The 27,000-nt window shown below is 72.1% G+C and carries 27 protein-coding genes; 16 read left to right on the forward strand and 11 right to left on the reverse strand.

The window, feature by feature from the left end; genetic code table 11:
- Window positions 1–53: 53 nt before the first annotated feature.
- Window positions 54–1,490, reverse strand: coding sequence for a lipase maturation factor family protein (locus OG927_RS30500; protein ID WP_056800116.1), 1,437 nt, complete (start codon window positions 1,488–1,490; stop codon window positions 54–56).
- Window positions 1,491–1,506: 16 nt separating this feature from the next.
- On the reverse strand, window positions 1,507–2,019 hold the full coding sequence (locus OG927_RS30505) for a DUF1990 family protein (protein ID WP_056800113.1): 513 nt from the start codon (window positions 2,017–2,019) through the stop codon (window positions 1,507–1,509).
- Between the two features lie 223 nt (window positions 2,020–2,242).
- Between OG927_RS30505 and OG927_RS30510 the strand changes: the two genes are divergently transcribed.
- The 5 genes from OG927_RS30510 (at window position 2,243) to OG927_RS30530 (ending at window position 8,752) form a co-directional block, all read left to right on the forward strand.
- Window positions 2,243–4,309, forward strand: coding sequence for a SpoIIE family protein phosphatase (locus OG927_RS30510; protein ID WP_330321132.1), 2,067 nt, complete (start codon window positions 2,243–2,245; stop codon window positions 4,307–4,309).
- Window positions 4,310–4,431: 122 nt separating this feature from the next.
- Window positions 4,432–5,787 (forward strand): wax ester/triacylglycerol synthase family O-acyltransferase, encoded by a 1,356-nt coding sequence (locus OG927_RS30515; RefSeq protein ID WP_124280353.1) that lies wholly within the window; start codon window positions 4,432–4,434, stop codon window positions 5,785–5,787.
- A gap of 138 nt (window positions 5,788–5,925) precedes the next feature.
- Complete coding sequence (locus OG927_RS30520; RefSeq protein ID WP_056800586.1) at window positions 5,926–6,921, forward strand: aldo/keto reductase; 996 nt, start codon at window positions 5,926–5,928, stop codon at window positions 6,919–6,921.
- 61 nt (window positions 6,922–6,982) lie between these two features.
- Complete coding sequence (locus OG927_RS30525; RefSeq protein WP_056800103.1) at window positions 6,983–7,846, forward strand: amidohydrolase family protein; 864 nt, start codon at window positions 6,983–6,985, stop codon at window positions 7,844–7,846.
- 45 nt (window positions 7,847–7,891) lie between these two features.
- Window positions 7,892–8,752, forward strand: coding sequence for an Fpg/Nei family DNA glycosylase (locus tag OG927_RS30530; protein ID WP_056800100.1), 861 nt, complete (start codon window positions 7,892–7,894; stop codon window positions 8,750–8,752).
- Between the two features lie 5 nt (window positions 8,753–8,757).
- Here the strand turns inward: OG927_RS30530 and OG927_RS30535 are convergent, their stop codons facing one another.
- A complete protein-coding gene (locus OG927_RS30535) occupies window positions 8,758–9,414 on the reverse strand; it encodes a zf-HC2 domain-containing protein (RefSeq protein ID WP_330321133.1) in 657 nt (218 codons plus the stop codon).
- A gap of 72 nt (window positions 9,415–9,486) precedes the next feature.
- Between OG927_RS30535 and OG927_RS30540 the strand changes: the two genes are divergently transcribed.
- The 4 genes from OG927_RS30540 to OG927_RS30555 all read left to right on the forward strand — a co-directional run bounded on the left by OG927_RS30540 (window position 9,487) and on the right by OG927_RS30555 (window position 13,335).
- Window positions 9,487–10,239, forward strand: coding sequence for a LytR/AlgR family response regulator transcription factor (locus OG927_RS30540; RefSeq protein WP_056800095.1), 753 nt, complete (start codon window positions 9,487–9,489; stop codon window positions 10,237–10,239).
- A gap of 62 nt (window positions 10,240–10,301) precedes the next feature.
- Window positions 10,302–10,664, forward strand: a complete 363-nt coding sequence (locus OG927_RS30545) for a hypothetical protein (protein WP_056800091.1) — start codon at window positions 10,302–10,304, stop codon at window positions 10,662–10,664.
- On the forward strand, window positions 10,661–12,151 hold the full coding sequence (locus OG927_RS30550) for a sodium/solute symporter (RefSeq protein WP_056800087.1): 1,491 nt from the start codon (window positions 10,661–10,663) through the stop codon (window positions 12,149–12,151). The genes OG927_RS30545 and OG927_RS30550 overlap by 4 nt, the downstream gene beginning before the upstream one ends.
- A complete protein-coding gene (locus tag OG927_RS30555; protein ID WP_056800083.1) occupies window positions 12,148–13,335 on the forward strand; it encodes a sensor histidine kinase in 1,188 nt (395 codons plus the stop codon). The genes OG927_RS30550 and OG927_RS30555 overlap by 4 nt, the downstream gene beginning before the upstream one ends.
- Before the next feature lie 21 nt (window positions 13,336–13,356).
- Here the strand turns inward: OG927_RS30555 and OG927_RS30560 are convergent, their stop codons facing one another.
- Window positions 13,357–13,875, reverse strand: coding sequence for a hypothetical protein (locus OG927_RS30560; protein ID WP_330321134.1), 519 nt, complete (start codon window positions 13,873–13,875; stop codon window positions 13,357–13,359).
- Between the two features lie 111 nt (window positions 13,876–13,986).
- On the opposite strand from OG927_RS30560, the gene OG927_RS30565 reads away from it, so the two are divergent.
- Window positions 13,987–14,184, forward strand: coding sequence for a zf-HC2 domain-containing protein (locus tag OG927_RS30565; RefSeq protein ID WP_056800075.1), 198 nt, complete (start codon window positions 13,987–13,989; stop codon window positions 14,182–14,184).
- Here OG927_RS30565 and OG927_RS30570 read toward each other — a convergent pair.
- Entirely contained in the window at window positions 14,118–14,687 is a 570-nt protein-coding gene (locus OG927_RS30570; protein WP_056800072.1) for a sigma-70 family RNA polymerase sigma factor, read from the reverse strand. The two genes, OG927_RS30565 and OG927_RS30570, sit on opposite strands and share 67 nt — an antisense overlap.
- Before the next feature lie 257 nt (window positions 14,688–14,944).
- Here OG927_RS30570 and OG927_RS30575 point away from each other — a divergent pair, with 257 nt between their 5' ends.
- The gene (locus OG927_RS30575) at window positions 14,945–16,144 is read left to right on the forward strand and encodes a CapA family protein (RefSeq protein ID WP_330321135.1); all 1,200 of its coding nucleotides are present in this window, start codon (window positions 14,945–14,947) and stop codon (window positions 16,142–16,144) included.
- Window positions 16,145–16,277: 133 nt separating this feature from the next.
- Here OG927_RS30575 and OG927_RS30580 read toward each other — a convergent pair whose 3' ends face one another.
- A complete protein-coding gene (locus OG927_RS30580; RefSeq protein ID WP_056800583.1) occupies window positions 16,278–16,739 on the reverse strand; it encodes a universal stress protein in 462 nt (153 codons plus the stop codon).
- Between the two features lie 160 nt (window positions 16,740–16,899).
- Between OG927_RS30580 and OG927_RS30585 the strand changes: the two genes are divergently transcribed.
- Window positions 16,900–17,748 carry a polysaccharide deacetylase family protein gene (locus OG927_RS30585; protein ID WP_124280349.1) on the forward strand — a complete coding sequence of 283 codons (849 nt, stop codon included), beginning with the start codon at window positions 16,900–16,902 and terminating at the stop codon, window positions 17,746–17,748.
- A gap of 51 nt (window positions 17,749–17,799) precedes the next feature.
- Here OG927_RS30585 and OG927_RS30590 read toward each other — a convergent pair whose 3' ends face one another.
- Entirely contained in the window at window positions 17,800–18,462 is a 663-nt protein-coding gene (locus OG927_RS30590; protein WP_056800577.1) for a class F sortase, read from the reverse strand.
- A 323-nt stretch (window positions 18,463–18,785) separates the two neighbouring features.
- Here OG927_RS30590 and OG927_RS30595 point away from each other — a divergent pair, with 323 nt between their 5' ends.
- On the forward strand, window positions 18,786–19,433 hold the full coding sequence (locus OG927_RS30595) for a hypothetical protein (protein ID WP_330321136.1): 648 nt from the start codon (window positions 18,786–18,788) through the stop codon (window positions 19,431–19,433).
- Window positions 19,434–19,525: 92 nt separating this feature from the next.
- On the opposite strand, the gene OG927_RS30600 is transcribed toward OG927_RS30595, so the two are convergent.
- The 3 genes from OG927_RS30600 to OG927_RS30610 all read right to left on the reverse strand — a co-directional run bounded on the left by OG927_RS30600 (window position 19,526) and on the right by OG927_RS30610 (window position 21,655).
- Complete coding sequence (locus OG927_RS30600; RefSeq protein ID WP_124280347.1) at window positions 19,526–20,071, reverse strand: hypothetical protein; 546 nt, start codon at window positions 20,069–20,071, stop codon at window positions 19,526–19,528.
- Between the two features lie 281 nt (window positions 20,072–20,352).
- Window positions 20,353–21,120 (reverse strand): bestrophin-like domain, encoded by a 768-nt coding sequence (locus tag OG927_RS30605; protein ID WP_056800054.1) that lies wholly within the window; start codon window positions 21,118–21,120, stop codon window positions 20,353–20,355.
- A gap of 16 nt (window positions 21,121–21,136) precedes the next feature.
- Window positions 21,137–21,655 carry a hypothetical protein gene (locus OG927_RS30610; protein ID WP_330321378.1) on the reverse strand — a complete coding sequence of 173 codons (519 nt, stop codon included), beginning with the start codon at window positions 21,653–21,655 and terminating at the stop codon, window positions 21,137–21,139.
- A 205-nt stretch (window positions 21,656–21,860) separates the two neighbouring features.
- Here OG927_RS30610 and OG927_RS30615 point away from each other — a divergent pair, with 205 nt between their 5' ends.
- The 3 genes from OG927_RS30615 (at window position 21,861) to OG927_RS30625 (ending at window position 26,013) form a co-directional block, all read left to right on the forward strand.
- A complete protein-coding gene (locus OG927_RS30615) occupies window positions 21,861–22,823 on the forward strand; it encodes an SCO0930 family lipoprotein (RefSeq protein ID WP_124280346.1) in 963 nt (320 codons plus the stop codon).
- Between the two features lie 200 nt (window positions 22,824–23,023).
- A complete protein-coding gene (locus OG927_RS30620) occupies window positions 23,024–23,842 on the forward strand; it encodes an SAM-dependent methyltransferase (protein WP_056800047.1) in 819 nt (272 codons plus the stop codon).
- Window positions 23,839–26,013, forward strand: a complete 2,175-nt coding sequence (locus tag OG927_RS30625) for a putative bifunctional diguanylate cyclase/phosphodiesterase (protein ID WP_056800042.1) — start codon at window positions 23,839–23,841, stop codon at window positions 26,011–26,013. The genes OG927_RS30620 and OG927_RS30625 overlap by 4 nt, the downstream gene beginning before the upstream one ends.
- A 61-nt stretch (window positions 26,014–26,074) precedes the next feature.
- On the opposite strand, the gene OG927_RS30630 is transcribed toward OG927_RS30625, so the two are convergent.
- On the reverse strand, window positions 26,075–26,998 hold the full coding sequence (locus OG927_RS30630) for a LysR family transcriptional regulator (protein ID WP_330321137.1): 924 nt from the start codon (window positions 26,996–26,998) through the stop codon (window positions 26,075–26,077).
- Window positions 26,999–27,000: the final 2 nt, after the last annotated feature.

The raw sequence follows: 27,000 nt of genomic DNA on the forward strand, positions 1-27,000 counted from the left end.
AGCCGAGCCCCGGCCCCCGCAGCTGCAGCTGAGCCGCGGGGGCCGGGGCGTTCTCATGCCGGCCCCCGCGGCCGGAGCGGCACCGGCCGGGCCACGGGCCGCATGAAGTCCCGTACGAAGGTCCGGTGCCACCAGCATCCGGTGGCCCGCAGCTCGTGCCGGTCCGTGTACCGGTAGTGGAAGACCCTGGCCCGGACGTGGGCGGGCGGCGCCTCCGGGAACGGATTGTGGCGCAGCAGCCGCAGGGTCTCCCGGTCACCCCGCAGCAGCCGTTCGACGAACGGTCCGAACCAGGAGCGGGCGTACGCGGGCGAGAGCGCGGCGAACCACATCATCCAGTCGAGCCGCAGGTGGTACGGGGCGAACTGGCGCGGCAGCCTGCGTGGGTCGCCCGGTTTGCCGCGGAAGCCGTACTCGCGCCAGTGCGTCCCCTCGTGGATCACCGGTTCGTCGGTGCCCTCGACCACGACCTCGAGACGGACCCTGCTGATGCTGCCGAACGCTCCGTACGCGTTGACCAGGTGCAGCGGGTCGTAGGAGCGGTTCATCACCTGACGCCGGGAGATGAGATTGCGCGCCGGGCGGTGGCTGAGGGTCAGGACGAGTGCGGCGACGGCGATGACCAGCAGTTCGTACCAGAGGGGCGATGCGGGCTGCGCGGGCGGCGGCCCGGCGAGCGGTGACCAGTCGATCACGGAGAGCGCCAGGGCGATGGTCAGCCAGTTCAGCCAGGCGAAGTTGCCCGAGAGCACCAGCCACAGCTGGGTGGCGGCCATGAGCCCCGCCGCGACGCTCGCCACCGGCTGCGGGGTGAACAGCAGGAAGGGCACCACCAGCTGGGTCACATGGTTGGCGGCCGTCTCGACCCGGTGGGCCGGTTTCGGCAGGTGGTGGAAGAACCAGCTCAGCGGCCCCGGCATGGGCTGGGTCTCGTGGTGGAAGTCCAGGCAGGTCAGCCGCCGCCAGCACGCGTCGCCGCGGATCTTGATGAGTCCGGCGCCGAACTCCACCCGGAAGAGGAGCCAGCGCAGCAGCCACAGCACCAGGACCGGTGCCGCCGTGTCCCCGTTGCCCAGGAACACGGCGAGGAAGCCCGTCTCCAGCAGCAGCGACTCCCACCCGAAGCCGTACCAGACCTGTCCGACCTGCACGATCGAGAGGTACAGCACCCAGGGCGCCGCCCACAGCACCAGGGCCGCCCACAGGGGGACGTACCCGTCGAGGCCCGCCAGGAGAGCGAGCGAGAGCGCGCAGCCCGTCCAGGCGACGACGGCGAAGAAGCGGTCCGAGTAGTGCAGCCGGAACAGGCCGGGCGCGGCCCGCCAGGGAGTGCGCCGCAGCAGCTCCGGCACGGGGAGCATGCCCCGTTCCCCGATCAGCGCCCGGAACTGGAGGGCGGCCGAGAGGAAGGCGACCAGATAGACGGCGGCGAGGGCCCGCTGGAAGATCAGCCGGCTGAGCCAGTACCCGTCTGCGGTGAACCACTGCATCACCTCCAGTATCGGCTCATCGGCCCGTGGGCACGCTCCGGCGCAGCGTGTCGCCCAGCCGGCGCGCGTACCACCGCTGGAGCACCGGAACGAGCGGTCCGGCGAGGCGTGCGTACCAGGAGGCGGGTCGTGAGAAGGCCATGACGGTGAACCAGACCGTCCCGTCGTCCGCCAGGTCGACCACGAAGCACTCCTCGCCCAGCTCCGGGTGCCGGGCCGTGGTGCCGTAGCCGAAGCCGATGCGCCTCTCGTCGTACGCGGTCCAGACGATCTCGCAGTGTGCGGTGATGCGGAGCGGTCCCAGGCCCAGCGACACCGCGACCCGCTCTCCGGGCGCCGCCCGCTCGGCGGAGGCGTTCACCCGGGTTCCGGCCGCGCGGTGCATCCGCCACTCGGTGACGGCGGCGCCCGCGGCCTCGAAGTCGGCCCGGCCCCGGCCGACGGCGGTCCGGTGGTGCAGGTGGTGGTACCCGTCGGGGAGCGGCCCCAGCCGGGTGGCTCCGACCTCGGGGTACGTCAGGTGGGTCATGCGGTCCTGCCTTCCGGGTGGGCGCGGTCCCCGACGACGTGGCCGACCAGGACGAGCAGGGTGTCCGGGGAGCGGTCGGAGCCGACCAGTACGGACAGGGCGCCACCCCCCCAGACTTGAACGTGTTCAATCGGTGTCGCGCCGAGCGTAGAGGTTTTCTTGAACGCGTTCAAGGTGGCTGGTTCGGTCGAGGAATCGGACAAATAATGGCAGAGTGACGCACATGGATGATCGGGTAGCGGGCACCCCGTCACTCCCGGACGACTGGCCCGCCCACCCGGACCTCAGCCTCGCCCTGAACCGAATGGGCAGCTTCGACTGGGATCTGGACAGCGGGCGCATGCACATGGACCAGCCCGCCCTCGACGTGTTCGACCTGCGTCCCGACGAGTACGACGACCGGCCCGCGTCCCTCGCCCCGCGCGTACCCGCCGAGGAGGCGATCCGGCTCGACGGCATGGTCTCGCAGGCCCTCAAGAGCGGCCGCAGCAACTACGGCGCCTACTTCCGCAGGACCCGGCGCGACGGTTCCCTGCGCTGGACCCACACCCAGGGATTCATCCGCAGGGACGGCACCGGGCGGCCCCGGCGCATCATCGGGATCGTCCGCGACGCCACCCAGGAGCTGGCGGATTCGACCGCCCGCAGGTCGGTGGACGAGGAGCGGCGCCGCCGCACCAGTCTGGTCGAGGGCACCACCGCGGCGCTGGCCCACGCGCGGACCGTCAAGGACGTCACCGACGTGCTGAAGAACTCCCAGGGCCTGGCGAACCTGGGCGCCACCAGCCTCGTCATGGGCCTGCTGGAGTCCGGACGCATCCACCTGGTGGCCGACGGACCCGAGGGCGCGTACGTGCCCGGGACCCGCTACACCCGGACGGACGAGCCGTACCCGATGAGCGAAGTGATCCGCACGCTCACTCCACGGTTCATCGAGTCCTCCGAGGACTTCGCGACCTCGTACCCGATCCTCTGGCCTCACATCAGCCACCTCGGCATCACCGCCGCGGCCTATCTGCCCCTCATCGCCCAGGCCCGTCCCATCGGCGCGCTCGGGCTCCTCTACGGCAACAAGGCGGGCTTCACCGGTGACGAGAGGAACCTGCTGGTCGCCCTCGGCAGCTCGATCGCCCAGAGCCTCCAGCGGGCCATGCTCTACGAGCAGGAGCACGACCTCGCCGAAGGCCTCCAGCAGGCGATGCTGCCCCGCCGGATCCCCGACGTGCCCGGCGCCCAGGTCGCCGTCCGCTACCGCTCCGCGCGGCTCGGCCGGGACATCGGCGGCGACTGGTACGACATCATTCCGCTGCCGGGCGGCCGGGTCGGCGCCGTCATCGGCGATGTGCAGGGCCATGACACACATGCCGCCGCGGTCATGGGGCAGCTCCGCATCGTGCTGCGCGCCTACGCCGCCGAGGGCCACAGCCCCGCCACCGTCATGGCGCGGGCGTCGGTCTTCCTCCACGAGCTGGACACCGACCGCTTCGCCACCTGCTCCTACGCCGAGGCCGACCTGACCACCGGTGTGGTGCAGCTGGTGCGGGCGGGGCACATGGACCCGCTCGTACGCGATGTCGACGGGAGCTGCCGCAAGCTGCCCGCCGAGGGCGGACTGCCGCTCGGGCTCTCGGCGGAGTTCGGTCAGCTGGACTACCCGGTCAGCGCCGTCGAGCTGGACCCCGGCCAGACCCTGGTCCTCTACACCGACGGCCTGGTGGAGCTTCCCGGCGTCGACCTCGACGAGGGCATGCGGCTGCTGACGTCGATGGTGCGCGACGGGCCGCAGGACCTGCAGCGACTCGCCGACCGGCTCTGCGAGGTCGTCGACGAACGGGGCGGCGAGGACGACGTGGCCGTGCTCCTGCTGCGCCGCGACGCCGCCCACGCGCCCCACCCCGGCGGCCGTCTCCAGCAGCACGTGGCGCAGAACGACCCCGAGGCGCTGAGCTCCGCCCGCCACATGATCCGGGCGGCGGTGCGCGCCTGGGGTGCCAGGGACCGGGCGGACGAGGTCGAACTGGCCGCCGACGAGCTGATCACCAACGCGCTCATGCACACCGACGGAGGCGCGATCGTCACCATCCGGGTGCTCACCGGCCCCGAGCGCCGGCTCCGTGTCGACGTGGAGGACCGTTCCAGCGCGCTGCCCCGCCGCAGGGACGCGGGGGAGTCGGGGGTGTCCGGCCGCGGGCTGATGCTGGTGGACCGGCTGGCCGACGTCTGGGGCGTGGAGTCGCGCGGCAACGGCAAATGCGTGTGGTGCGAGTTCATCGTCCCCGAGCACCGGTAACGCGGAGGAGTCCGGACGGCGCGAGACCGTAACAGTACGTAATATGGCGATGCTTGACCGTAACCGGCCATCAGGGATTGACTGCGATCCCGCAGTTCTGCTGTAGATGACGCGAGGCCCCGTTGAGTACCGAGCTACTGGCACCTCTTGATCTGGCTTTCTGGCATCTCGAAACCGATGCCCACCCGATGCACCTCGGCGCGCTCGCCGTCTTCGCCCCGGCGCCCGGGATCTCGCCGCAGCACCTTCTCGACCTGCTCGGTGCCCGCGCCGCCGCGATCCCCCGCCTGCGGATGCGGGTGCGGGACGTCCTGCTGCCGGTCGGCGGTGCGGCCTGGTTCACCGACAAGGACTTCGACGTCCATCGGCACGTCAGGCAGGTGGTGCTCCCCGAGGGCGACTTCATGGCGGAGGCGACCCGGCTCGCCGGCGAGCTCATGGAGCGGCCGCTGGGGCGGGGGCTGCCGCCCTGGCAGATGTACCTCCTCCACGGAGCCGGCGACGGAACCTTCGCCGTCCTGGTGAAGCTGCACCACGCGCTGGCCGACGGGATGCGGGCCGTGGCCATCGGGGCCGGCATCTTCGACCAGATCGCCGCCGCCGGGGCAGGGCGGGGCGCCGTTCGCCGCCGGCCGGTTCCGCCGCGCTCCTGGCTGCCCGGCCCGTACGAGGCGGCGGGCATGGCGCTCGACCGGATCGGGGACGTCGGCCGGGCGCTGGGGGTCGGCGCCTCCGTCGTGCGGGCCAGCCGCCTGGACCTGCGCGGGTCGACCGCCCTCACCGCGATCTCCAGCGGCACCCGGCGGCTGGCCGTCGCCGAGATGGACGCCGAGGCGGTCCGGCGGATCCGGCGGGCCGAGGGCGGTACGGCCAACGACGTCCTGCTCGCCGTGGTCGCGGGGGCGCTGCGGCGCTGGATGCTGGAGCGGGGTGAGGTGCTCCCCGGCGCCGACCCGCGCGCCCTCATCCCCGTCTCCCGGCGCAGGCCCGGCGGCGCGGCCGACGGCAACAGGCTCTCCGCCTACCTCCTCGGCCTCCCTGTCGGTGAACCCGACGCCCGGGAGCGGCTGCGCCTGGTGCGTGCGGGCATGGTGCGCAACAAGGCCGCGGGGCCGATGCGCGGTGCGGGTGCCGTCGCGGTGCTGGCCGACCAGCTGCCCGCGCTGGCGCACCGGTTCGGGGCACCGCTGGCGGGGAACGCGGCCCGGATGCTCTTCGACATCCTGGTCACCAGCGTGCCCCTCCCGCGCTCCGCGCTGTCGCTCGGCGGATGCCCGCTGCGTGCCGTCTACCCGATGGCCCCGCTGGCCCGCGGGCAGTCGCTGGCCGTCGCCCTGTCCACGTACGGCGGGCGGGTGCAGGTGGGCCTGGTGGCCGACGGCAAGGCGCTGCCCGACCTCGACCGCCTTGTGTCGGCGGTCGGGGACGAACTCCGTGACCTGCGGGCGCTCTTCCCCGTCGTGCCCGCTCCCGCATAGGGCCCCGCCCATCCATAGGTCGGACAGATAGCGGAGAATCCGCCGCCTCAGAGCGGTCACAGGTGTTGACGCACCCCAGTGATCCGATGAATATTCGCTGTGGGACCACAGGCGATCATCAGCGGGGGCGGTACGGACATGCGGCGCATCAGGCTCGGAAGCAGCGCTGTCGAGATCACCGAGCTCTCCTTCGGAGCGGCGGCCATCGGCAACCTCTTCACCGAGGTCGCGCCCGAGCAGGCCGCCGCCGCCGTGGACGCCGCCTGGGACGAGGGCGTCCGCTGCTTCGACACCGCACCGCACTACGGCCTCGGCCTCTCGGAGCGCCGCCTCGGCGAGGCGCTGCGGACGCGACCCCGTGACGCGTACACGGTGTCCACCAAGGCCGGCCGGGTGCTCGACCCGCTGCCGGCGGCGGAGGCGGCCGCCACCGAAGGACTGTCGGACGGGTTCGCCGTGCCGCACACCCACCGCCGCCGCTGGGACTTCAGCGCCGACGGCATTCGCCGGAGCATCGAGGACAGCCTCGGACGTCTCGGCCTCGACCGCGTCGACATCGTCTACCTCCACGACCCCGACGACCACGAGGAAGCGGCCTTCCGCGAGGGCTACCCGGCCCTGGAGCAACTGCGCGCGGAGGGAATGGTCGGGGCGATCGGCGCCGGCATGAACCAGACGGCCATGCTCACCCGCTTCCTGCGCGACACCGACGTCGACGCCGTCCTCTGCGCAGGCCGCTACACCCTCCTCGACCGGAGCGCCCTCGACGCACTCCTGCCGGAGGCCGCCGCACGGGGCCGCAGCGTCGTCGTCGGCGGCGTCTTCAACTCGGGGCTCCTCGCCGCCCCGCGCCCGGATGCGACGTACGACTACGCCGCCGCCCCCGCGCCCCTCGTCGACCGGGCGCTGCGCATGGAGGCCGTCGCCGCGCGGCACGGTGTCCCGCTGCGCGCCGCGGCGCTGCACCACCCGCTGGGCCACCCCGCCGTCGCGGGCGTGCTCGTCGGCTTCCGCTCCCCGCACGAGGTGCGCGACGCCGCCGCCCTGCTGCGCACCCCGGTCCCGGACGCCCTCTGGGACGACCTGCGCGCCGAAGGTCTCCTGAGTGAGGCCGAGCCGCCGGGGCCGGCATGACGGCCACGGCCGGGCGTACGGTCCCGCACACCGCGAAGTCCCCCACGGAGCTGACCGAGACATGACGCAGCCGCCGTTCGTCGACGCCCACCACCACGTGTGGGATCTCTCCGTACGCGACCAGGGATGGATCACCGGCGAGGAACTCGCCCCGCTCCGCCGCACCTTCACGCTCGCCGACCTGGAACCGGAGGCCCGGGCGGCGGGTGTCGGCGCCACCGTCCTCGTCCAGACCGTCACCGTCGCCGAGGAGACCCCCGAGTTCCTCGAGCTCGCCGCCGGCAGCGGCCTCGTCTCCGGCGTCGTCGGCTGGACCGACCTCACCGCGCCCGACGTCGCCGGCACCCTGGCGGCCCTGCGCGGCCTGCCCGGCGGGGAGCTGCTCGTCGGGATCCGCCACCAGGTGCAGGCCGAGGCCGACCCCCGGTGGCTGCTGCGCCCCGACGTCCTGCGCGGACTCCGGGCCGTCGCCGCCGCCGGACTCGCCTACGACCTGATCGTCCTGCCGCATCAACTGCCCGCCGCCGTCCGAGCCGCCGCCCTGGTACCAGGGCTCACCTTCGTGCTCGACCACGCGGGGAAGCCGCCGGTGGCCCAGCGGCGTACCCACCCCTGGGCCGACGGGCTGCGGGCGCTCGCCGCGCTGCCCAACACCGTCTGCAAACTCTCCGGCCTGGTCACCGAGGCCGACCCCCGGACCTGGACCGCCGAGGATCTGCGTCCGTACACGGACACCGTCATCGACGCCTTCGGACCCGAGAGGCTGATGTTTGGCTCCGACTGGCCGGTGTGCCGGCTCGCCGCCTCGTACGCGGACGTCCTCGACACGGCGCGCACGCTCACTGCCGGACTCGGCGAGGACGGGCAGCGGGCCGTGTTCTCGGCGACCGCGCGCCGTGTCTACGGTCTGGGCGGACCCACCTGACCGTCGGAGGAGGCATCCGCCGGGCCGCTGCGGCAGGCTGGTGTCATGCCCGAACTACCGGAAGTCGAAGCCCTGCGGGAATTCCTCGACGACCATCTGGTCGGCAAGGAGATCGCCCGCGTCCTGCCGCTGGCGATCAGCGTCCTCAAGACGTACGAGCCGCCGCTCGGCGCCCTGGAGGGCACCACCGTCACCTCCGTGGCCCGCCACGGCAAATTCCTGGACATCGCGGCGGGCCCGCTCCATCTGCTCATCCACCTGGCACGTGCGGGCTGGCTCCAGTGGAAGGACGGCTTCCCCACCACACCGCCCCGCCCGGGCAAGGGGCCGCTGGCCCTGCGTACGGTCCTGAGCGGCGGCGACGGTTTCGACCTGACGGAGATGGGCACCACCAAACGCCTCGCGGTCCACCTGGTTCACGACCCCGCCGACGTGCCGGCCGTCGCACGGCTGGGGCCCGATCCGCTGGCCGACTCCTTCGACCGGGACGCGTTCGCGAGGCTGCTCGGCGGGCAACGGCGGCAGGTCAAGGGAGCGCTGCGCGACCAGTCGCTGATCGCCGGCATCGGCAACGCCTACAGCGACGAGATCCTGCACGTCGCGAAGATGTCCCCGTTCAAGCTCACCACCAGCCTCGGCGACGACGACGTCACCCACCTCTACACGGCGATGCGCACCACCCTGCGGGAAGCCGTCGATCGCTCCCGCGGCCTCGCGGCCGGGAGGCTCAAGGCCGAGAAGAAGAGCAGCATGCGCGTCCACGGCCGTGCCGGACAGCCCTGCCCGGTGTGCGGCGACACGGTTCTCGAGGTCTCGTTCAGCGACTCGGCGCTGCAGTACTGCCCCACCTGCCAGACCGGCGGCAGACCCCTCGCCGACCGGCGCCTGTCCCGGCTGCTCAAGTAGGGCCCTCAGCGCGTCACGGTCGCGAGCCGATGCCCGTCCGACGCCCGTACCTCGAAATGATCGATATCGGCAGGATCCAGCGCCGCGCCGCCCCGCACGGTCGCCGGCTTCCCGCCGGCCCCCGCCACCGACCAGGTGCTCACCGTCTGCTCACTGCCGTCCCGGCCCACGGCGACCAGGGCGCACACCCCGGCCGCCACCGGAAGGCGCGCCACCTCCAGGCCGACGTCCGTCCCCCACTCCCGGGCACCGGTCGTCACCACCGCGCTCACCCCCGGAAGCCCGCCCGTCGCCGTCCACCGTTCGGCCCCGGCCCGGTCCGCGGGAACGCCCTGCAGGACCAACGCCGGGCCTCCGACGCCGAGCGCCACGGCGGCCGCCACCAGGGCCAGGCGCCGTCTGCGGGACGTGCGCCGGCCGACCGCGGCCGCGGCGACCATGCGGCGCAGCACCTCGGGCCCGGGAGACACCACCGGAGCCACCCCCGCCGGCGTCCGGCGCGCGTACGCCGCCAGCTCGGCCGCCACCGCGCGGAATTCGCGCACCCGGACCCCGCACGCGGAACACTCCGCCAGATGCTCCTCGAAGCGGAAGACATCGGCAGCGCCGAGCACCCTGAGCGCATAGGCTCCGGCGTCGCGGTGGGGTTCGATGATGCGCATGCCCTCGGATACGGGGAGAACCCGCGAATCACTCACCCCGCTTCGCCCGGACACCACCTAAACTCCGGCCTCATGCTGCGCGTACTGGCCGTCGACGACGAAGAACCCGCCCTGGAGGAACTGCTCTACCTCCTGCGCGCCGACCCCCGCATCCGGAGTGCCGAGGGAGCCACCGGCGCCACCGAGGCACTGCGCCGCATCGGCGGCGCCGTCGACGCCGGACCCGAAGACCCCTCGGCCATCGACGTCGTCTTCCTGGACATCCACATGGCCGGCCTCACCGGACTCGACGTCGCCCAGCTCCTGGCCGGCTTCGCCGCACCCCCGCTCATCGTCTTCGTCACCGCCCACGAGGGCTTCGCCGTGCACGCCTTCGACCTCAAGGCCGTCGACTACGTGCTCAAGCCCGTCCGCCGCGAGCGGCTGGCCGAGGCCGTACGACGCGTCGCGGACCAGGTGGGCGAACGCTCCGCCCCCGTCCACGACGCCGCCGCCGACCAGATCGCCGTCGAACTCGGCGGCGTCATCCGCTTCGTCCCCGTGGACGACATCGCGTACGCCGAGGCGCAGGGCGACTACGCCCGGCTGCACACCGCCACCGGCAGCCACCTGGTCAGGATCCCGCTCACCACCCTCGAGGAACGCTGGCGGTCCCGGGGCTTCGTCCGCATCCACCGCCGCCATCTCGTGGCCCTGGGCCGCATCGACGAGCTCCGCCTCGACGCGGGCAGCATGAGCGTGCGCATCGGCGACGCGGAGCTCGCGGTCAGCCGCCGTCACACCCGCGCCCTGCGCGATCTCCTCATGCGCCAGACCGGCCGCTGACCTGGGCCGACCCGGCTTCGACCTCTTCCCAGCCGCCTCCGCGCCGCCTACACTCCGAGCCCATGTCCGCAGAGAGCACACCCCGGCGCGAAGTGGTCACGGGGGAGCCCCGGCGGGTGCGTCCGCTGCCCCGCTACCGTGCCCAGTCGGAGATCGACGAGCAGACCGCGCTCGGCGGCGCCTACGTCCGCTCGCTGATGCGCAGCCAGCTCCGCGCCGGACTCACCGCCTTCGCCGGGCTCGCCCTCGCCGCCGGCACCCTGCCGCTCGTCTTCGAGGCACTCCACAGCAACGCCGTCGTCTGGGCGGTGCTCGGATTCGCCACCTATCCGCCGCTCACCCTCGCCGGGTGGTGGTACGTGCGGCGGGCCGAGCGCAACGAACGCGACTTCGCCCGACTGGTGGAAGGCCGCCCCGCACCGTGAACGCACCCGGCCATCCGGCATCGGTGGTGGCGGTCGCGCTCGTCGTCCTGGCCACCGTGCTCGTCGGCGGCTTCGGACTGCGGATCTCGCGCACCACGTCCGACTTCTACGTCGCCTCGCGCACCGTCCGGCCGCGGCTCAACGCGGCGGCGATCAGCGGCGAGTACCTCTCCGCCGCCTCCTTCCTCGGCATCGCGGGCCTGGTCCTGGTGCACGGACCCGACATGCTCTGGTACCCGGTCGGCTACACCGCCGGATACCTGCTGCTGTTGATCTTCGTCGCCGCGCCGCTGCGTCGCTCGGGGGCGTACACCCTGCCCGACTTCGCCGAAGGACGCCTGGAATCACGCCAGGTGCGCAGGCTGGTCAGTGTCTTCGTCGTCGGCGCGGGCTGGCTGTACCTCGTGCCCCAGCTGCAGGGCGCCGGCCTCACGCTGAGGATCCTCACCGGAGCCCCCGGCTGGCTCGGCGACGTACTCGTCGCCTCCGTCGTGGTGCTCGCCGTCGCGGCGGGCGGCATGCGCTCGATCACCTTCGTGCAGGTATTCCAGTACTGGCTGAAGCTGACCGCGCTCCTCGTGCCGGCGATCTTCCTGGTGCTGGCCTGGCAGGGCGACGGGCAGCCCCGTGTCAGCTTCGACGAGCAGGCTTCCGCCTTCCGTGCCGACCATCCGCTGTACGCGACGTACGGGCTGATCGTGGCCACCTTCCTCGGCACGATGGGCCTGCCCCACGTCGTGGTCCGCTTCTACACCAGCCCCAACGGCCGCGACGCCCGCCGCACCACGGTCGCCGTGCTCGCCCTGGTCGGCCTGTTCTACCTGCTGCCGCCGGTGTACGGGGCGCTGGGCAGGCTGTACGCCCCCGAGCTCATCCACGGCGGTGACGCCGACGCGGCCGTACTGCTGCTGCCCGCGCGGGTGATCGGCGGACTCGGAGGCGACCTGCTCGGCGCGCTCGTCGCGGGCGGGGCCTTCGCCGCGTTCCTCTCCACGGCCTCCGGGCTCACCATGGCCGTCGCCGGAGTGATCACGCAGGACGTCCTGCCCTCCCGCGGCGTACGCCACTTCCGGGTGGCCACCGTCCTCGCCATCGCCGTGCCCCTGGCGGGTTCGCTGCTGGTCAGCCGGGTGCCGGTGGCCGACGCCGTGGGCATGGCGTTCGCGGTCTCGGCCTCCTCCTTCTGCCCGCTGCTCGTCCTCGGCATCTGGTGGCGGCGGCTCACCCCGCCGGGTGCGATCGCGGGGCTGCTGCTCGGCGGCGGCTCCGCCCTGCTGTCCGTGGCCATCACCGTCAGCGGCGCGGTCCGTCCGCCCGGCTGGCCGCACGCCCTGCTCGCCTGGCCCGCCGTCTGGTCGGTGCCGGTCGGCTTCCTCGCGATGATCCTCGTCTCCCTCGCCACCCCCGGACGGATACCGCCGGGCACCAACGCCGCGATGACCCGCTTCCACCTGCCGGAAGCCCTGACCTCCGGGAGGGGACGTTGACCGGAGCGGCCGTCGGCGTCATCGCCGTGCTCGCCCTGCTGCTGTTCGGCACCGGCTTCCTCCTGGGGCGCACGGCCCGTCCCGTGCGCCCCAGCGACGTGGGCACACCCGTCGAGCACGCCACGTTCGAGACCCTGCACACGGCCTCCCTGGCCGCGCCGCCGCTGCGCGCCGGACTCACCGAGGAGAGCGCCCGCAGGTCGGCCCGCCGGCTCCGCTCCCTGCTCGGCACCGACGCCCTGTGCCTCACCGACCGGGACCGGGTGCTCGTCTGGGACGGCGAAGGGGACCACCACGGCACGGACGTGATGCAGCACGTCCGTGAACTTCTCGCCAGCGGCCGGGACACCGCCTTCCGCAGCGACTGCGGCGACCTCGACTGCCCACTGCGCTGGGCCGTCGCCGTCCCGCTGACGGTCGACCACCGGGTGCTCGGCACGCTCGTCGCCTACGCCCCGCGGGAATCCGCCGTCCTGGCCAGGGCGGCGGGCGAGGTGGCCCGCTGGGTCTGTGTCCAGCTGGAGCTCGCCGAGCTCGACCGCTCCCGTACGCAGCTGATCGAAGCCGAGATCAAGGCACTGCGGGCCCAGATCTCGCCGCACTTCGTCTTCAACTCGCTGGCGGCCATCGCCTCGTTCGTCCGCACCGACCCCGAGCAGGCACGCGAGCTGCTGCTGGAGTTCGCCGACTTCACCCGGTACTCCTTCCGCAAGCACGGCGAGTTCACCACGCTGGCGGACGAGCTGCACTCCATCGACCAGTACCTCGCGCTGGTGCGGGCCCGCTTCGGTGAGCGGCTCTCGGTCACCCTCCAGGTCGCCCCGGAGGTGCTGCCCGTCGCCCTTCCGTTCCTCTGTCTCCAGCCCCTCGTGGAGAACGCCGTCAAGCACGGCCTGGAGGGGGCCGTCACCAGGAGCCGCATCACCATCAGCGCCCTGGACGCGGGTGCCGAGGCGGAGGTCGTCATCGAGGACGACGGCACCGGCATGGAGCCGGAGCGGCTGCGGCGGATCCTGCGCGGCGAGGGCGGCGCCTCCACCGGAATCGGCCTGCTCAACGTGGACGAACGCCTGCGGCAGGTGTACGGCGACGACTACGGGCTGGTCATCGAGACGGGCGTCGGGGCGGGCATGAGGATCACCCTGCGGCTGCCCAAGTACCGCGCGGGAGTACACGGTTCGTGACCGGCCGCGGCTGCCCGGCGCTCAGTACAGATGGATCGCCAGGTGTCCCAGCGGCAGTCCCAGCTGCCACGCGGGCGTCCACACCCGCGCCTCCCCGTACTCCCCGGCCCTGTCGTCGCCCACCGGCTCCCAGGGGGGCGGCCCGATCGCGTCGAGATCCGCGGCCAGCAGCTCCGTCTCCTCCAGCCACCGCCAGGCCGCACGCGCCAGTGCGAGGTCGGGATCCGGCTGCCCGGCCGGGGGCGCGGGCAGCGTCAGGGCGGTCAGCCGCTCGCAGACCCAGCGTCTCCAGGACGCGCCGTACGCGGTGAGGAGCCGCAGCTCGTCCACCCGGGCCGCGGGCAGCGCATCGGCCACCGCCCCGTCGGAGAGGAAGAGCGTCAGGGCGAGCGCATCGCGTCCCGCGCGGTACTCCAGCGTGGCCGGTTCCATCAGGTCACCGGTCACCAGTAACTCGTCCGCGACGTACTCGGCGTACATCCAGGCCATCGGGACCAGCAGCCCGCCCCCGCCGGGTCCGTCATCATGTTCGGGACGCATCCCGTCTCGCCTCTTCCTTCGACTCGGTACCGGGCTTCACGCAGCATTGAACCGGGGGCGGATGCCCCGCGTGGGCAGAAGGGCAGGATCCGTCGGGAGATACGAGGTGAGATGACCGCCGACCGCGGTGACGACCCCCACGTGCGGCAGCTGCTGGGCGCGTACGTGCTCGACGCCCTGCCCGCCGACGAGACGGGCCCGGTCGCCCGGCACCTCCAGCGGTGCGACGCGTGCGCCGCGGCCTACGTGGAGGTCGCGGACGCCGTGTCCCTGCTCGCGCTGCTCGACGAGGAGGACCTGCTGGAGTAGCCCGGCAGGTTGCGGGACAGCAGTCGCAGCGCGTAGTAGGAGCGCGATTTGACCGTGCCCGCCGGTATGCCGAGGATCTGGGCCGTCTCGCCCACGCTCAGCCCGCGGAAGTAGATCTGCACCAGCACCGCCCGGTGCTCGGGGCTGAGCGTCCTGACGGCCTCGCGCACATCGAGGGCGCGGACCGCCGAGTCCGCGGTGTCCTCCCGGGCGGGCGCGCTCTCCAGGACGACGTCGCTGACCTCGGTCGGCCGGGCCTGGCGGGACCTGCGGGCGTCGATGGCCAGACGCCGGGCGACGGTGAAGAGCCAGGGCCGCATCGAGTCGTAGGGCGCGTCGAACGCCTCCGGGTGCTGCCACGCGCGCAGCAGCGTCTCCTGCGAGAGGTCCTCCGCCCGCTGACGGTCGCCGAACGTCAGTCCCAGCAGGAAGTGGAGCAGCGCGGGCCCGTGCTCCCGCTGCAGCTCCGCGAGGGTGCGCTCATCGGTTGTCGCCGTGGTCATCGTGAACGTCCTTTCCCGAAGAGGCTCCTGCCGCCTCGCTCCCGCCTGGCGTATACGAACGCATCGAGGCGCGGGGGAACAGGCGGTGCGCCGAGGTCTGCGCCGAGCGGTCGCACAGAGCGGCGAGTGGTGCGGTGAACGGTCGAGGGATGGCGATACGGCCGATTCAGGTACTTCATCTGCTTTGTCCTTGACTCGGCAGTATGAATATATGTGTATTCGGATGGCTGAAATCATCCGAACCGGGAGTCGTGCAGATGGCGAAGCGCATCCGAAAAACCACGCTGATCGCCGTCGCGGGCCTCCTCGCTGCCGCTACGGCCTGTACCGGCCAGCAGTCCACGCCCCCCGGATTCGCCGGACGGAACCCGTCCGCCGGGCACGGCGCGAGCGGCGCGGCCGGCGGGGGAGAAGGCGGTGCGCGGCCCTTCACGCTGCTGGCCTCGGGGGACGTCCTGCCCCACTCCTCGGTCATCGACCGGGCCGCGGTTGACGCGGGCGGCAGGGGCTACGACTTCCGCCCGATGCTCAAGGGCGCCGCGCCCCTCGTCTCCGGTGCGGATCTGGCCATCTGTCACATGGAGACGGTGTACGGGCAGAAAGGCGGCCCCTACACGGGCTACCCGTCCTTCAAATCACCGCCCGAGGTGGCGACGGCGCTGCACGCCACCGGCTTCGACTCCTGCTCCACCGCCTCCAACCACAGCCTGGACGACGGCGCTCCCGGCATCGACCGCACGCTGGACGCCCTGGACGAGGCCGGCGTCGCCCACGCCGGCTCCGCCCGCTCCGCCGCCGAGGCGGGCCGCCCCACCCTCCTCCGGGCGGGCCCGGGCAAGAACGCGGCGAAGGTCGCCCACCTCGCGTACACGTACGGCACCAACGACCTGCCGCTGCCCGCCGACCGGCCCTGGGCGGTCAACCTGATCGACAAGGACCGCATCGTGGCGGACGCCCGCGCGGCGCGCCGCGCGGGCGCCGACGTGGTCGTCCTCTCCCTCCACTGGGGGACGGAATGGCAGGACGCGCCCGACGACGTCCAGCTCGACCTCGGTCGCGAGCTCACGGCCTCCGGCACCGGGGGGCGCCCCGACATCGACCTGATCCTCGGCACGCACGCCCACGTTCCGCAGGCGTACGAGAAGGTCAACGGCACCTGGATCATCTACGGCATGGGTGACCAGATCGCCGGTGCGATGGTCAATCACGAAGGGGCTCAGGACCCGCGGGGCAACGAGAGCTCGATGGGCCGCTTCACCTTCGCACCGCCGAAGGGCGCGGCGAAGCGCTGGACCGTGAGCAAGGCCGAGTTCATCCCCCAGTGGTTCGACCCCCGGGCCGGGCGCGTGGTCGGCCTCGGCGAACCCGCCGAGCACCTGCGCGAGGTCCGCGACCGGATCCGCGGCGTGGTCCTCAGCCGCGGAGCGGCCCAGGCGGGTCTTGTCATGGGGAAGTGACGGGCCGGCACGTCGTACACGAGGGCTGAGCCGAGACGCGACGGGGCTCCGGAGGCGCCGGCACCGGAGGCGGGACGGTGCGCTGCGGCGCGGCCGGAACACCACGGTGCTCCGGCAGGCCCGTACGGCGGGGCTACGGCACGACGGTGACCGGCCAGCGCCCGGCCTTCACCAGCCGGACGGCCACCGAACCGATGAAGCGATGCCCGGCGGACTCCGAGGCGCCCACCACCACGGCGTCCGCCTTCAGCTCGTCGGCCGCCGTCACGAGCCCGTTGTACGGGTCACCGCGGAACGTGTGGAACTCCCAACGGACGTTCCAGATGTCCTTGAGGTGCTCGGTCGCCGTCCTGATCTCGTTCACCAGCTCCTCCGCGACCTCCCCCGTCGTATCGGCGACCGGCACGCCCAGAGCGGCGCCGGCGGGCATCACCGGCTGCACGTAGACGAGGGTGAGCATGGCGTTCTGCCGACGGGCCAGGCCCGCCGCGTACGCCGCCGCGCGCATCGAGGAGTCGGACCCGTCGATGCCCGCGACGATCACCTTGGGGCCGTCGGTGCCGCGCTCGAACCGGTCGTGTCGCTGGTCTGTCACGGCCACGAGGTTAGCCGCTGCGGTCGCGGGCCGGCCGTGCCGGGTCCGTAGCGGCCCGGTCGGTGCCCTCCGGACACCGGGCTCCGCCCATCGGGTGCAGATCACCGTTCATCCGGTGTCGTGGACGTATCCGAGCGGAGATCCGTGCAAGCAGTTGGTCATGAAAAATGATCAGATTCCCGCGGAACGCCGCATCCTGCTGCGCCTCGGCCTCGCGCTGGGCGCCGCCGCCGTCGTGCGCATGATCGTCGCGGACCCGGCCGGTACGCCCGCCCGCCCCGGGGGTGAGCCTCTCGGACCGGCCGCAGGGCCCCCCGCGAGGGCGGGAACGGGCCCCACCACGACCTACCGGCTGCGGCCCATGACCGGGGAGGCCCCGCCCGGCTTCCTTCCCGCCCCGCCACGGGTCCGCACCCGGCCGATCGAGGAGATGCCGGAGCTGGGTGCCGACGCTATGGTCCTCAGCTTCGACGACGGCCCCGACCCGCGCTACACGCCGGACATCCTGGCGACGCTGCGCAGGTACGGGGTGCGGGCGATGTTCTTCGTCTGCGGCGAGATGGCGGTGGACAACCGCGACCTGTTGCGCGAGATGGCGGGTGACGGACACGTGGTCGGCAACCACTCCTGGTCGCACCCGCTGATCCCGAAGCTCTCCCGGCGCAGGATCCGTGACGAACTGGGCAGCACCAGTGAGCTGATCGAGAAGACGCTCGGGACCCCGCCGCTCTGGTACCGGGCTCCTTACGGGGCCTGGAACCGCAATTCCTTCGAGATCGGCGCGGCCATGGGCATGGAACCACTGGCCTGGACCGTCGACACCCTGGACTGGACGCGACCGGGTGCCGATGCCATCGTCGGCAAGGTCGAGCAGGGTGCCGGGCCCGGTGTCGTGGTGCTGTCGCACGACGCGGGCGGCAACCGGGCCCAGAGCGTCGCCGCCCTGCGGCGGTATCTGCCCGCGCTGATCGCGGACGGGTACCGCCCGACCGTGCCGCACCGCAGCTGAGCGCCCCCGCGCGCCGCGCGACCACCGGGGCCCCGGTGGTCGTCGTACCGGCTATCGCGTCTCGACGAGCCGGGCGAAGACGACGACGTTCCCGTCGTAGCCGTCGGCCTTCGAATAGCCGCCGCCGCAGGTGATGACCCGGAGCTCGGAGTACCCGGTGTCGCCGTACACCCGGGCCCCGGGGAAGTCGTTCTTGGAGAACACCTCCACCCCGTAGACCTCGAACACCGCGACCCGGTCGTCGTAGCGGGACACTTCGACGCGCCCGCCCTTCTGGAGGGAGCCCAGGCCGTAGAAGACCGCCGGACCGGACAGATTGTCGACGTGCCCGACCACCACCGCGGTTCCGCGCTGTCCGGGGGAGATGCCGTTCTGGTACCAGCCCGCGAGGTTCGGGTCCTGCGCGGGCGGCGCCTCGATCCAGCCGGCCGGATCCAGGTTCACATCGATCACGGGCGCGTCGACCTGGATCGACGGGATCCGTACACGGGCGGCGGGGGCGTACGCGAGCGGCTGGACCGGCTCACCCTCGACCGGTTCGGCCCGCACCGCGTCCCGGGACCCGGACACCGAGGCCGCGGCGGCGGGCTGCGGGGGTCCGGGAGAGGTCTCCACACCGTTACGCATCAGAGCGAGCCCGGTGAGCATCACGAGGGCGATCGCGCCCCACGGTGTGTGTCTGCCCCGCACGGTGCCCCACTGGTCCCGGCCCATGGTCATCCCTTCGTCGCGACACCGCACACGCTAGGTGCGCGGTGGTGCGGGGGCGATCAGGGGAGTGCGAACGGGTGGTGGCCACCGGGCCGGCCACGGAGCCGACTCCTCTTCGGAGTAATGAGCGGATAAAAATACTGACGGTCCGTGACCTGCGGCTCCATCAGGTTGGGGAGACGTCGCACGGCGTGTCGGCTCACCGGGGTGGAGCAGTGCCGAAGTGCGACTTCATCGGCATCTGGTGAGGGTTCGTCATGGGACGCGTTCTCGTCGACGATCCCGGAGAACAGGACTCCGGGGCGCTTCCCGCTGGAGGTTCAACGATGCGTGCTTCACGCACTCTCGCGGTGACCGCGACCGCATTCGCTGCGGTCGGGCTCGCCGCGCCGATGGCCGCTGCCGGCGGTGGACCGGGCAACCCGAGCACCGCTCCCACCAACGTCACCGTCAACCCGTCCTCGGTGCACCAGGGCGCCACCATGCAGGTCAGCGCCGAGGGCTGCGGCCGCGCCGGTGGAAAGGTCTGGTCGAACGCGTTCCCGACGGTGAACCTCTCACCGGGACGGGTCGGCTACGCCACCGCTCACATCCGGGACAATGCGACGCCCGGTCAGTACAGCCTGTCCGTGCGGTGCAACGACAGCGACAACAACTTCGGCGGCGGCAACGGGGGTGACGGCGGCAACGGCGGCAACGGAGGCAACGGGGGCGACCGCGGGAACGGAGGCGACCGCGGGAACGGAGGCGACCGCGGCAACGGAGGCGACCGCGGCAACCGCGGTGACGGGGGCGACTCGGTCGCGACGGCTCGGTTCACCGTGCTCCCCAGCCGGGGCGCGCAGGGCGGCCTCGGTGGCTCGATGGGCCCGAGCTCCGTCGAGATGCAGGTCGGAGGCGGTCTCGTGGCCGCGGCGGCCGTCGGCGGTGCCGTCTTCGTCATGCGTCGCCGGATGAGCAATGCGGCAGTCTGACGCGTCGAACCTCCCGTCCGGCCCGATACGCCCGTCGCCCCGAGTCCTGGATCAGGACCCGGGGCGACTGTCGTGCGGAGTGTGCCGGGGCGTCAGTGCTGACGCCCGGTGCGCCGCTTGCGCAACGCGAAGAAGGCGCCTGCTGCGGCGACAGTCACCAGGGCGGAACCGGCGGCGATCTCTCCGGGGTCCATGGTGTCGACACTGCCCCCGAGCCCGCCCAGCACACCGCTGGGAGACGCGGTGGAGCTGGTGGTGGGAGCAGTGGTGGGAGCCGTCGTAGGAGTGGCCGTGGCACCACTCGTGATGGACAGGTCCGCCGTCCGCGTGGTGGTGCCGCAGCGGAAGGTCACCTCGTAGACGGAGCCCCGCTTGGCATCCCAGTCGACGGTGGCGGTGGCCGACCTCCCCCTCGGAATGGTGATCGTGTCGAACACGCCCGAGAAGGCGGTCGCGTCGCTCGTGCACCCCATGGCTCCGAGGGTGACCCGGCCTCCCGGCGCGACCGTCGAAGGAGTGATGGTCGGCGTGAAGGTGGACGTGCCTCCCGTGGGCACGTGGGCCGATGCGGCCGGCGCCGTCAGGAGACAAGCGGCAGCACCCAGCAGGGCGGCGGGTGCGACACGTATCGCGCGCATGGTGAATCCTCCGGGTCCCGAGGAGCAGCTGCGGAACGGATTTCCGCAAGGAAAGAGAAATGCACCTCGATGCCCGAAACGGTAGAAGTGCCACATATGACCCGCGATCGGGGTCAGGCGAATGGGGCAGCCATGTCCCCCGGCCGGCGCACCGGCCGGGGGAGGGGCTCGGGGGTCCGCTGTGCGGATCGCGCGGGGCCCCGAGCCGTGACGCTGAGGGACGGTCCGGGGCCCTTCGGCAGGACCCCGTTCCGGGGGCCCGCCGTGACCGGGACTGGTCCCTAGCCCCCCGTGGCGTGCGGGAAGAGATCGTCGAACGGGGCGGTGGTCGCCGAGATCCCCCGGCCGAAGGGGGCGTCGAAGTCCCAGATCAGGAAGAGCAGGAAGGCGATCAGGACGCTGAAGAGGCCCGCCAGCAGCAGCTCACGGAATGTTCTGCGGATCTGGAGCGTGAAGATCAGCCCGACCGTGACGAGCGCGCCGGTGATCAGGCCGAACCAGACGACGCCGGGCATGGTCGCGCCCGCGTTCTGTCCCCGTGAGCCCCGTGCGTCGTCGACGGCGGCCACCTGGTCCACCAGCGGTTGGTACGCCTGCCCCTCGTGGTCCGTCTTCGGCTGGTACTCCGTGACGTCCGCACGCAGCCGGTCCAGGAGCCTGGTGCCCTCGGCGGTGAGGGTGGCGTGGTCCGTCATGGCCTTCCACTCGTCGTTCACGACATACGAGACGTACGCGTCGACATCGCCGCGGATGCGGTCCCGGACCTCTGCCGGATAGACGGCGGCCCGCGCGCTCACCTCGTGCAGGGCCTGGGCCTCCAGGCGTACCGACTCCTGGGCTGCGCTGCGGCCCTCCCAGACGCCCGCGATGGCGAGACCGAGCACGATCGCGTACACCACGCCGATCATCATCGTCATGTACTCGATGACGTCGGGCGTCTCGGAGGGGTCGTCGTCCTCCCCGATGCGGCGGTTGTTGAGGACGGCGATGGTGAGGACGACGGCACAGGCCGAGGCCATCGCGATGGTCAGAACAAGCCATTCCGACATGTGTTCCCTTCGGTGGTCAGCGGGACGAACGGGGCCGCAGTACGGCTACGGCGAAGACGGCCGGTGCGGTGATGAGCAGGGTGAGCGAGACCAGTGAGGGACCGGCCCGGGGTGCCTTCCGGGCCGGTCTCCGGTAGGTGGGGAGCGCGACGGGCGCGGGCGGGGTGGCGCGCGGCCGGCGCGGCGGGGCGGGGGCCGGTTCGGGCTCCGGTTCGGTCGGCGCAGGGGGTGGTGGAGGAGGCGGGGGAGGCGGGGGAGGTGGAGCGGGCGGGAGAGCGGGTTCCGGCAGCGGTGGAGGGGGTGGCGGTGGCGCGGGCCGGGGCTCGGGCGGGGCCGGCGGCGGGGGTGGAGGCGGCTCGGGCTCGGCGATGACCGCCGCGCATCCGCCCTCGCCGGACACGGCGATGGACGAGCCGCCGTCCCCCAGGCCGATGGAGGCGACGGCGCAGTCCTCACCGGCCGCCGGTATCGGCAGAGCGAAGAGCCAGAGCAGAGCGGCAGCGGCCGTGAGGCGCCCCATACGTGATCCGTACACGCGGGGGATCATGGTCCCCGGCGGCGGGGGACGCGCCGAGCACGGAGATGATTCGCCTGATGGGGGGATATTCGGCGATTCACGTTTGCGGCCGGAGAAACTTTATCGGTGACCGATTGAACAAGCGGCCACCGATCGCCCGTACCTAGGGCCATGAAAGGCGCGGACTCGCGTCACAACCGGCAGAAGGACAACGGGAGTCGACATGAACACCTGGCGGAACGCCTCGCTCGCGGTCACGGCCGCGGCCCTGTTGACGCTGACGACGGCGTGCGGTCAGGAGAACGGCACCTCGTCGCCCAACGGCCAGGCCGTGGGCAACGCCGCCCCCGCCCAGCAGCCGGCCGGCAGCGGCTACGGCTCGGACGGCGGCTACGGCACCGACACGGAAGCCGATGCGTCGGCGCCGAAGCCGGCGGGCCGGCTCGCGGTGTGGGACAGCAAGGAGCTGGGCAAGGTGCTGACCGACAGCGCGGGTTTCACGCTCTACCGCTTCGACAAGGACACGGCCGATCCGCCGAAGTCGAACTGCGAGGACGACTGCGCGAAGGTCTGGCCGGTGGTGCCCGCCGGCGATGCCACGGCCGCCGCCGGAACCGACGCCGCGCTGCTGGGCGAGGTCACACGGGCCGACGGCACCGAGCAGTTGACCGTCGGAGGATGGCCGATGTACCGGTACGCCAAGGACGCGGGGCCGGGCGACGCCAACGGACAGGGTGTCGGCGACACATGGTTCGCCTCGGCGCCGGACGGAAAGAAGGCGGCGGTGAACGCGGATGGCCCCGCCGCTGCCGAACCGGCGGATCTCGCCGGGCTTTCGGTTCGTAAGGACCCGAAACTCGGAGATATCGTCGTCGACAAGCGGGGCATGACGGTTTACCGGTTCAAGAAGGACTCGGCCTGGCCGATGAAGTCCGCGTGCACCGGCGACTGCCTCAAGAAGTGGCCCGTTGTGAGTCCGGTGGAGAAGAATGACGTCGACGGCGTCACCACCAAGGGATTCACGACCTTCGACCGCCCGGACGGCATCAAGCAGCAGTCGCTCGATTGCTGGCCGATCTACACCTTCTCCGGCGATGCCGAGCCCGGAGACACCAACGGCCAAGGCGTCGGGGGCACATGGTACGCGGTGTCGCCCGAGGCGAAACTGGTCGGAGCCCCCAAGTAGCACCGACGAAGCTCGCCGTACCGGTCCGTCGCTGATTGTTCACACGCAGCGACGGACCGATGCACATGCCACCGGTGTGTGACCAATAACGGATCTCTAATTTCCGTTTCCACTCGCTCTCTTGGCGGTCGATCAGTAGCCTCTGGTCCACACTGACCATGAACATGGCCGGATCGCCGTGGCGACTGTTGGAGACATCGATGGAGCGTCCCTCCTGGGCACCGCAGGGCATAGACATCTCGGTGCCGAGTGTGTCTCGCATGTACGACTTCTATCTGGGCGGTTCGCACAATTTCGAAGTGGACCGCGAAGCGGCCCGCAAGGCCATGGAGTTCATGCCGGGGCTTCCCAAGATCATGCAGGCGAATCGCGCCTTTATGCGACGGGCCGTGCGCCACGCCACCGCTTCGGGCATCAACCAGTTCCTCGACATCGGCTCCGGCATACCGACGTTCGGCAACGTCCACGAAGTCGCCCAGGCGGACGACCCGGAGGCCCGGATCGCCTACGTCGACCACGACCCGGTCGCGGTCGCGCACAGCCAGGCCGTGCTGGAGGGCAACGAGCGGGCCGTGGTCGCCGCCGCGGATCTGCGCAAACCAGCGGAGATCCTGGAGAACCCCGAGGTCCGCGCACTCATCGACCTGGACAGGCCGGTGGCCCTGCTGCTCGTGGCGGTGCTCCACTTCATCGAGGACACCGACGACCCGTACGGGGCGGTGGCCGCCCTGCACGAGGCACTCGCCCCGGGCAGCCTGCTCATCCTCACCCACGCCTCGTACGAGGGCATTCCGCTCTCCCAGGAGGAGGCGGGCGGTACGGTCGGCGTCTACCGCACGATCCGCAATCCGCTCATCATGCGGTCGCGCGAGGAGATCAGCCGCTTCTTCACCGGCTTCGACCTGGTGGAGCCCGGACTGGTCTCGATGCCCGACTGGCGCCCCGAGTCCCCCGGCTCGCAGACGCAGGAAGACCCGTTCGCCTTCTCGGGCTTCGCCGGGGTCGGGCGCAAGGCGTGAGCATCCCCGCCCAGGCGTCCGGCGCGCCGGACGCGGAACCGGACGGGCCCGAGGGCCGGCTCCGGAGATTCGCCACCATCTGGAGCCGGGCGATCTTCCCCTCGACGGCCACCTCGATGACCCGCCCGGAGTTCGAACAGCACCTGCTGCCGATGGCCCGGGAGCTCAGTACGATCCTGCACGCGCGGCCGTTCGACGCGGCGTCGGCGCAACGGGTGGGTGCGGCGCTCGTCGACGCGCACTGCACCGATCCCGACGCCCTCAGCTCCACGCTCGGAGTCGTCGACTCGTACCTGGTGTTGTACTGCGGAGGAAACGGGCCGGTGGAGCTGTCCACCGAGGACAGCCGGGCCCGCTGCGCGCGCATCCAGCACGCGTTCGCCGGCGGCTTCACCCAGGCGCTGCGCGAGCGGACACTCGCCGAACAGGAGGCCATCGCCCGGTCGGCACTCACCGCCCGCTCGCACGCGGAGGAGGCGCTCCACGCGACCGAGGCACGCTTCCGCGCCGTGTTCAAGGACGCCGCCGTCGGGATCGGCATCGCCGACCTCGACGGCAACATCCTGGAGATCAACGACACCCTCACCCGGATGTTCGGCGGACTCGAGAACCACGTCCGCAGCCACAAGGTGAACGAGTGGGTCCACCCGGAGGACTCGCCGCACGTCTGGAAGTACTACAACGAGCTGGTGCGCGGCGAACGCGAGCACTACAGCGTCGAGAAGCCGTACTACCGCAACGACGGCACCGTGCTGTGGACCAACCTCACGGTCTCGCTGCTGCGCGACTCGGAGGGCAGACCGGAGTATCAGCTCGCCCTCATGGAGGACACCACCGAGCGGCGGCTGCTCAACCTGCGGCTGCGGTACGAGGCCACGCACGACGCGCTCACCGGACTGCCCAACCGGACCCTGTTCTTCGAACGTCTGGAGAAGGCCCTCGCCCACAAGGAGGGCATGCGCTTCGGGCTCTGCTATCTCGACCTCGACGGCTTCAAGGCGATCAACGACAGCCTGGGGCACGCGGCGGGCGACCGGCTCCTGGTCGAGGTCGCCGACCGGCTGCAGAGCTGCGCGACCGCTCCCGGCGAGATGGTCGCCCGGCTCGGCGGCGACGAGTTCGTCGCCCTCACGACCGGCCCGCGGACCGAGCAGGAGGTCGACGAACTGGCCGGCCGTATCCTCTCGGCGCTCGCCACGCCCATCCGCCTCGACGGCCGGGAGCTCACCGTACGGGGATCCGTCGGTGTCGTCGAAGGGCCGTCGGGCGAACGCACCGCCGCGGAGGTGCTGCGCAGCGCCGACATCACGATGTACCGGGCCAAGGCGGCGGGGGGCAACCGCTTCGCGCTCGCCGACGCCGAGGCCGACGCCCGTGCCATCACCCGGCACGGTCTGACGACGGCCCTGCCCACGGCGCTGGACCGGGGTGAGTTCTTCATCGAGTACCAGCCGCTGGTCCACCTCGGCGACGGCAGCGTGCACGGCGCGGAGGCGCTGGTGCGCTGGTGCCACCCGCAGCACGGCGTGCTCGGCCCCGACCGGTTCATCCCGCTCGCCGAGCACACCGGGCTGATCGTGCCGCTCGGCCGCTGGGTGCTGGAGGAGTCGGTACGGCAGGCCAACTTCTGGCAGGAGCGGCACACGGACGGCGGGCCGCTGCGGATCAACGTCAACCTGTCGCCGACCCAGCTGCACCACCCGCGGCTGGTCGCCGAGACCGTCGACGTGCTCGAACGTTCCGGGCTCGAACCGGGTGCGCTCTGCCTGGAGGTCACCGAGTCCGCGCTGATCGGCGCCGACGACGACCTGCTCAAGCCGCTGCGTCAACTGGCGGAGATGGGCGTGGACATCGCGCTCGACGACTTCGGCACCGGCTACTCGAATCTGGCGAATCTGCGCCGGCTCCCGGTGAGCGTGCTCAAACTGGATCGTTCCTTCACCCAGGGCATGCAGCACCACCCGGCCGATCCGGTGGACATGAAGATCGTCGAGGGCATCGTCTCGCTCGCCCACAGCCTGGACCTCGCGGTCACGGTGGAGGGCGTGGAGACGGGAGCGCAGGCGGAGCAGCTGAAGCAGCTCGGCTGCGACACGGCCCAGGGGTGGTACTACGCCCGCCCCGGGGCGCCGGACCGGATCCACGCGCTGCTGCTGGCGGACGCGGTCTGAGGCCTGCTCACGGCCGCCGGACGGGTCGTGTCCGACCGGCTGCCGGGCACGCGGCGTACGGCTACGGCCGGTCCGTCCCGGCCGCCCGGCCCGCCCCGTCCGCCGCGTGGGCGAGGAGCATGCGCTGCAGCTCGCGTGCCGCCCGTGTGGGCGGCACGTCGCTGCGGTGCGCGAGCGCGATCGTGCGCCGCAGGCCGGGAGGGGCGAGAGGGGTCGTCCGCAGGTCCCGGCCCGTCCGCACAGCGACCATGCGGGGCACCACGGCGATCCCGAGCCCCGCCCGTACGAAGCCCAGTACGGCGTCCATCTCGCCGCCCTCCACCGTGAACGACGGCTCGAAGCCCTCCGAGCGGCAGGCGGCGACGGTCAGCTCCCGCAGGTCGTAGCCGTGCCGGAACATCACCATCGGCTCGCCCGCGAGATCCGCGATGCGGACGGTCCCCCCGTGGCCCGGGGCCGGCCGGGCGGGCGACGACAGCACCACCAGGTCCTCCCTCAGCAGCTCCACCGTGGTCAGCGCGGGCGACGCGGCGGGCAGCGGCAGCACGAGGAACGCGAGGTCCAGCGCGCCCCGGGCCAGCTCCCGTACGAGGTCGTGGGAGCCGCCCTCCTCGATCAGGAGCCGGACCCCCGGGTGCAGGTCGTGGAAGGCGCGCAGCAGATCGGGAAGCAGGCCCGTGCAGACGCTCGGGGTGGCACCGAGCCTGATCCGTCCCCGGCGCAGCCGCACCAGCTCCTGCACCTCGTGCCGTGCCGTGTCGGCGTCCGCCAGGATCCGGCGAGCCAGCGGCAGCAGTGCCTCACCCGCATCGGTCAGCGCGATATTGCCCCGCGCCCGGCTGAACAGCTCGGCACCCAGCTCGTTTTCCAGCGCCTTGATCTGCTGGGAGAGCGACGGCTGTGAGACGTGCACCTCCTCGGCAGCCCGGGTGAAGTGCTTCGCCTCGGCGACGGCCACGAAGTAGGTGAGCTGCTGGAACTGCATGA

Origin of the sequence: Streptomyces clavifer (assembly GCF_036345975.1) — a bacterium.
Taxonomy (GTDB): Bacteria; Actinomycetota; Actinomycetes; order Streptomycetales; family Streptomycetaceae; genus Streptomyces; species Streptomyces clavifer.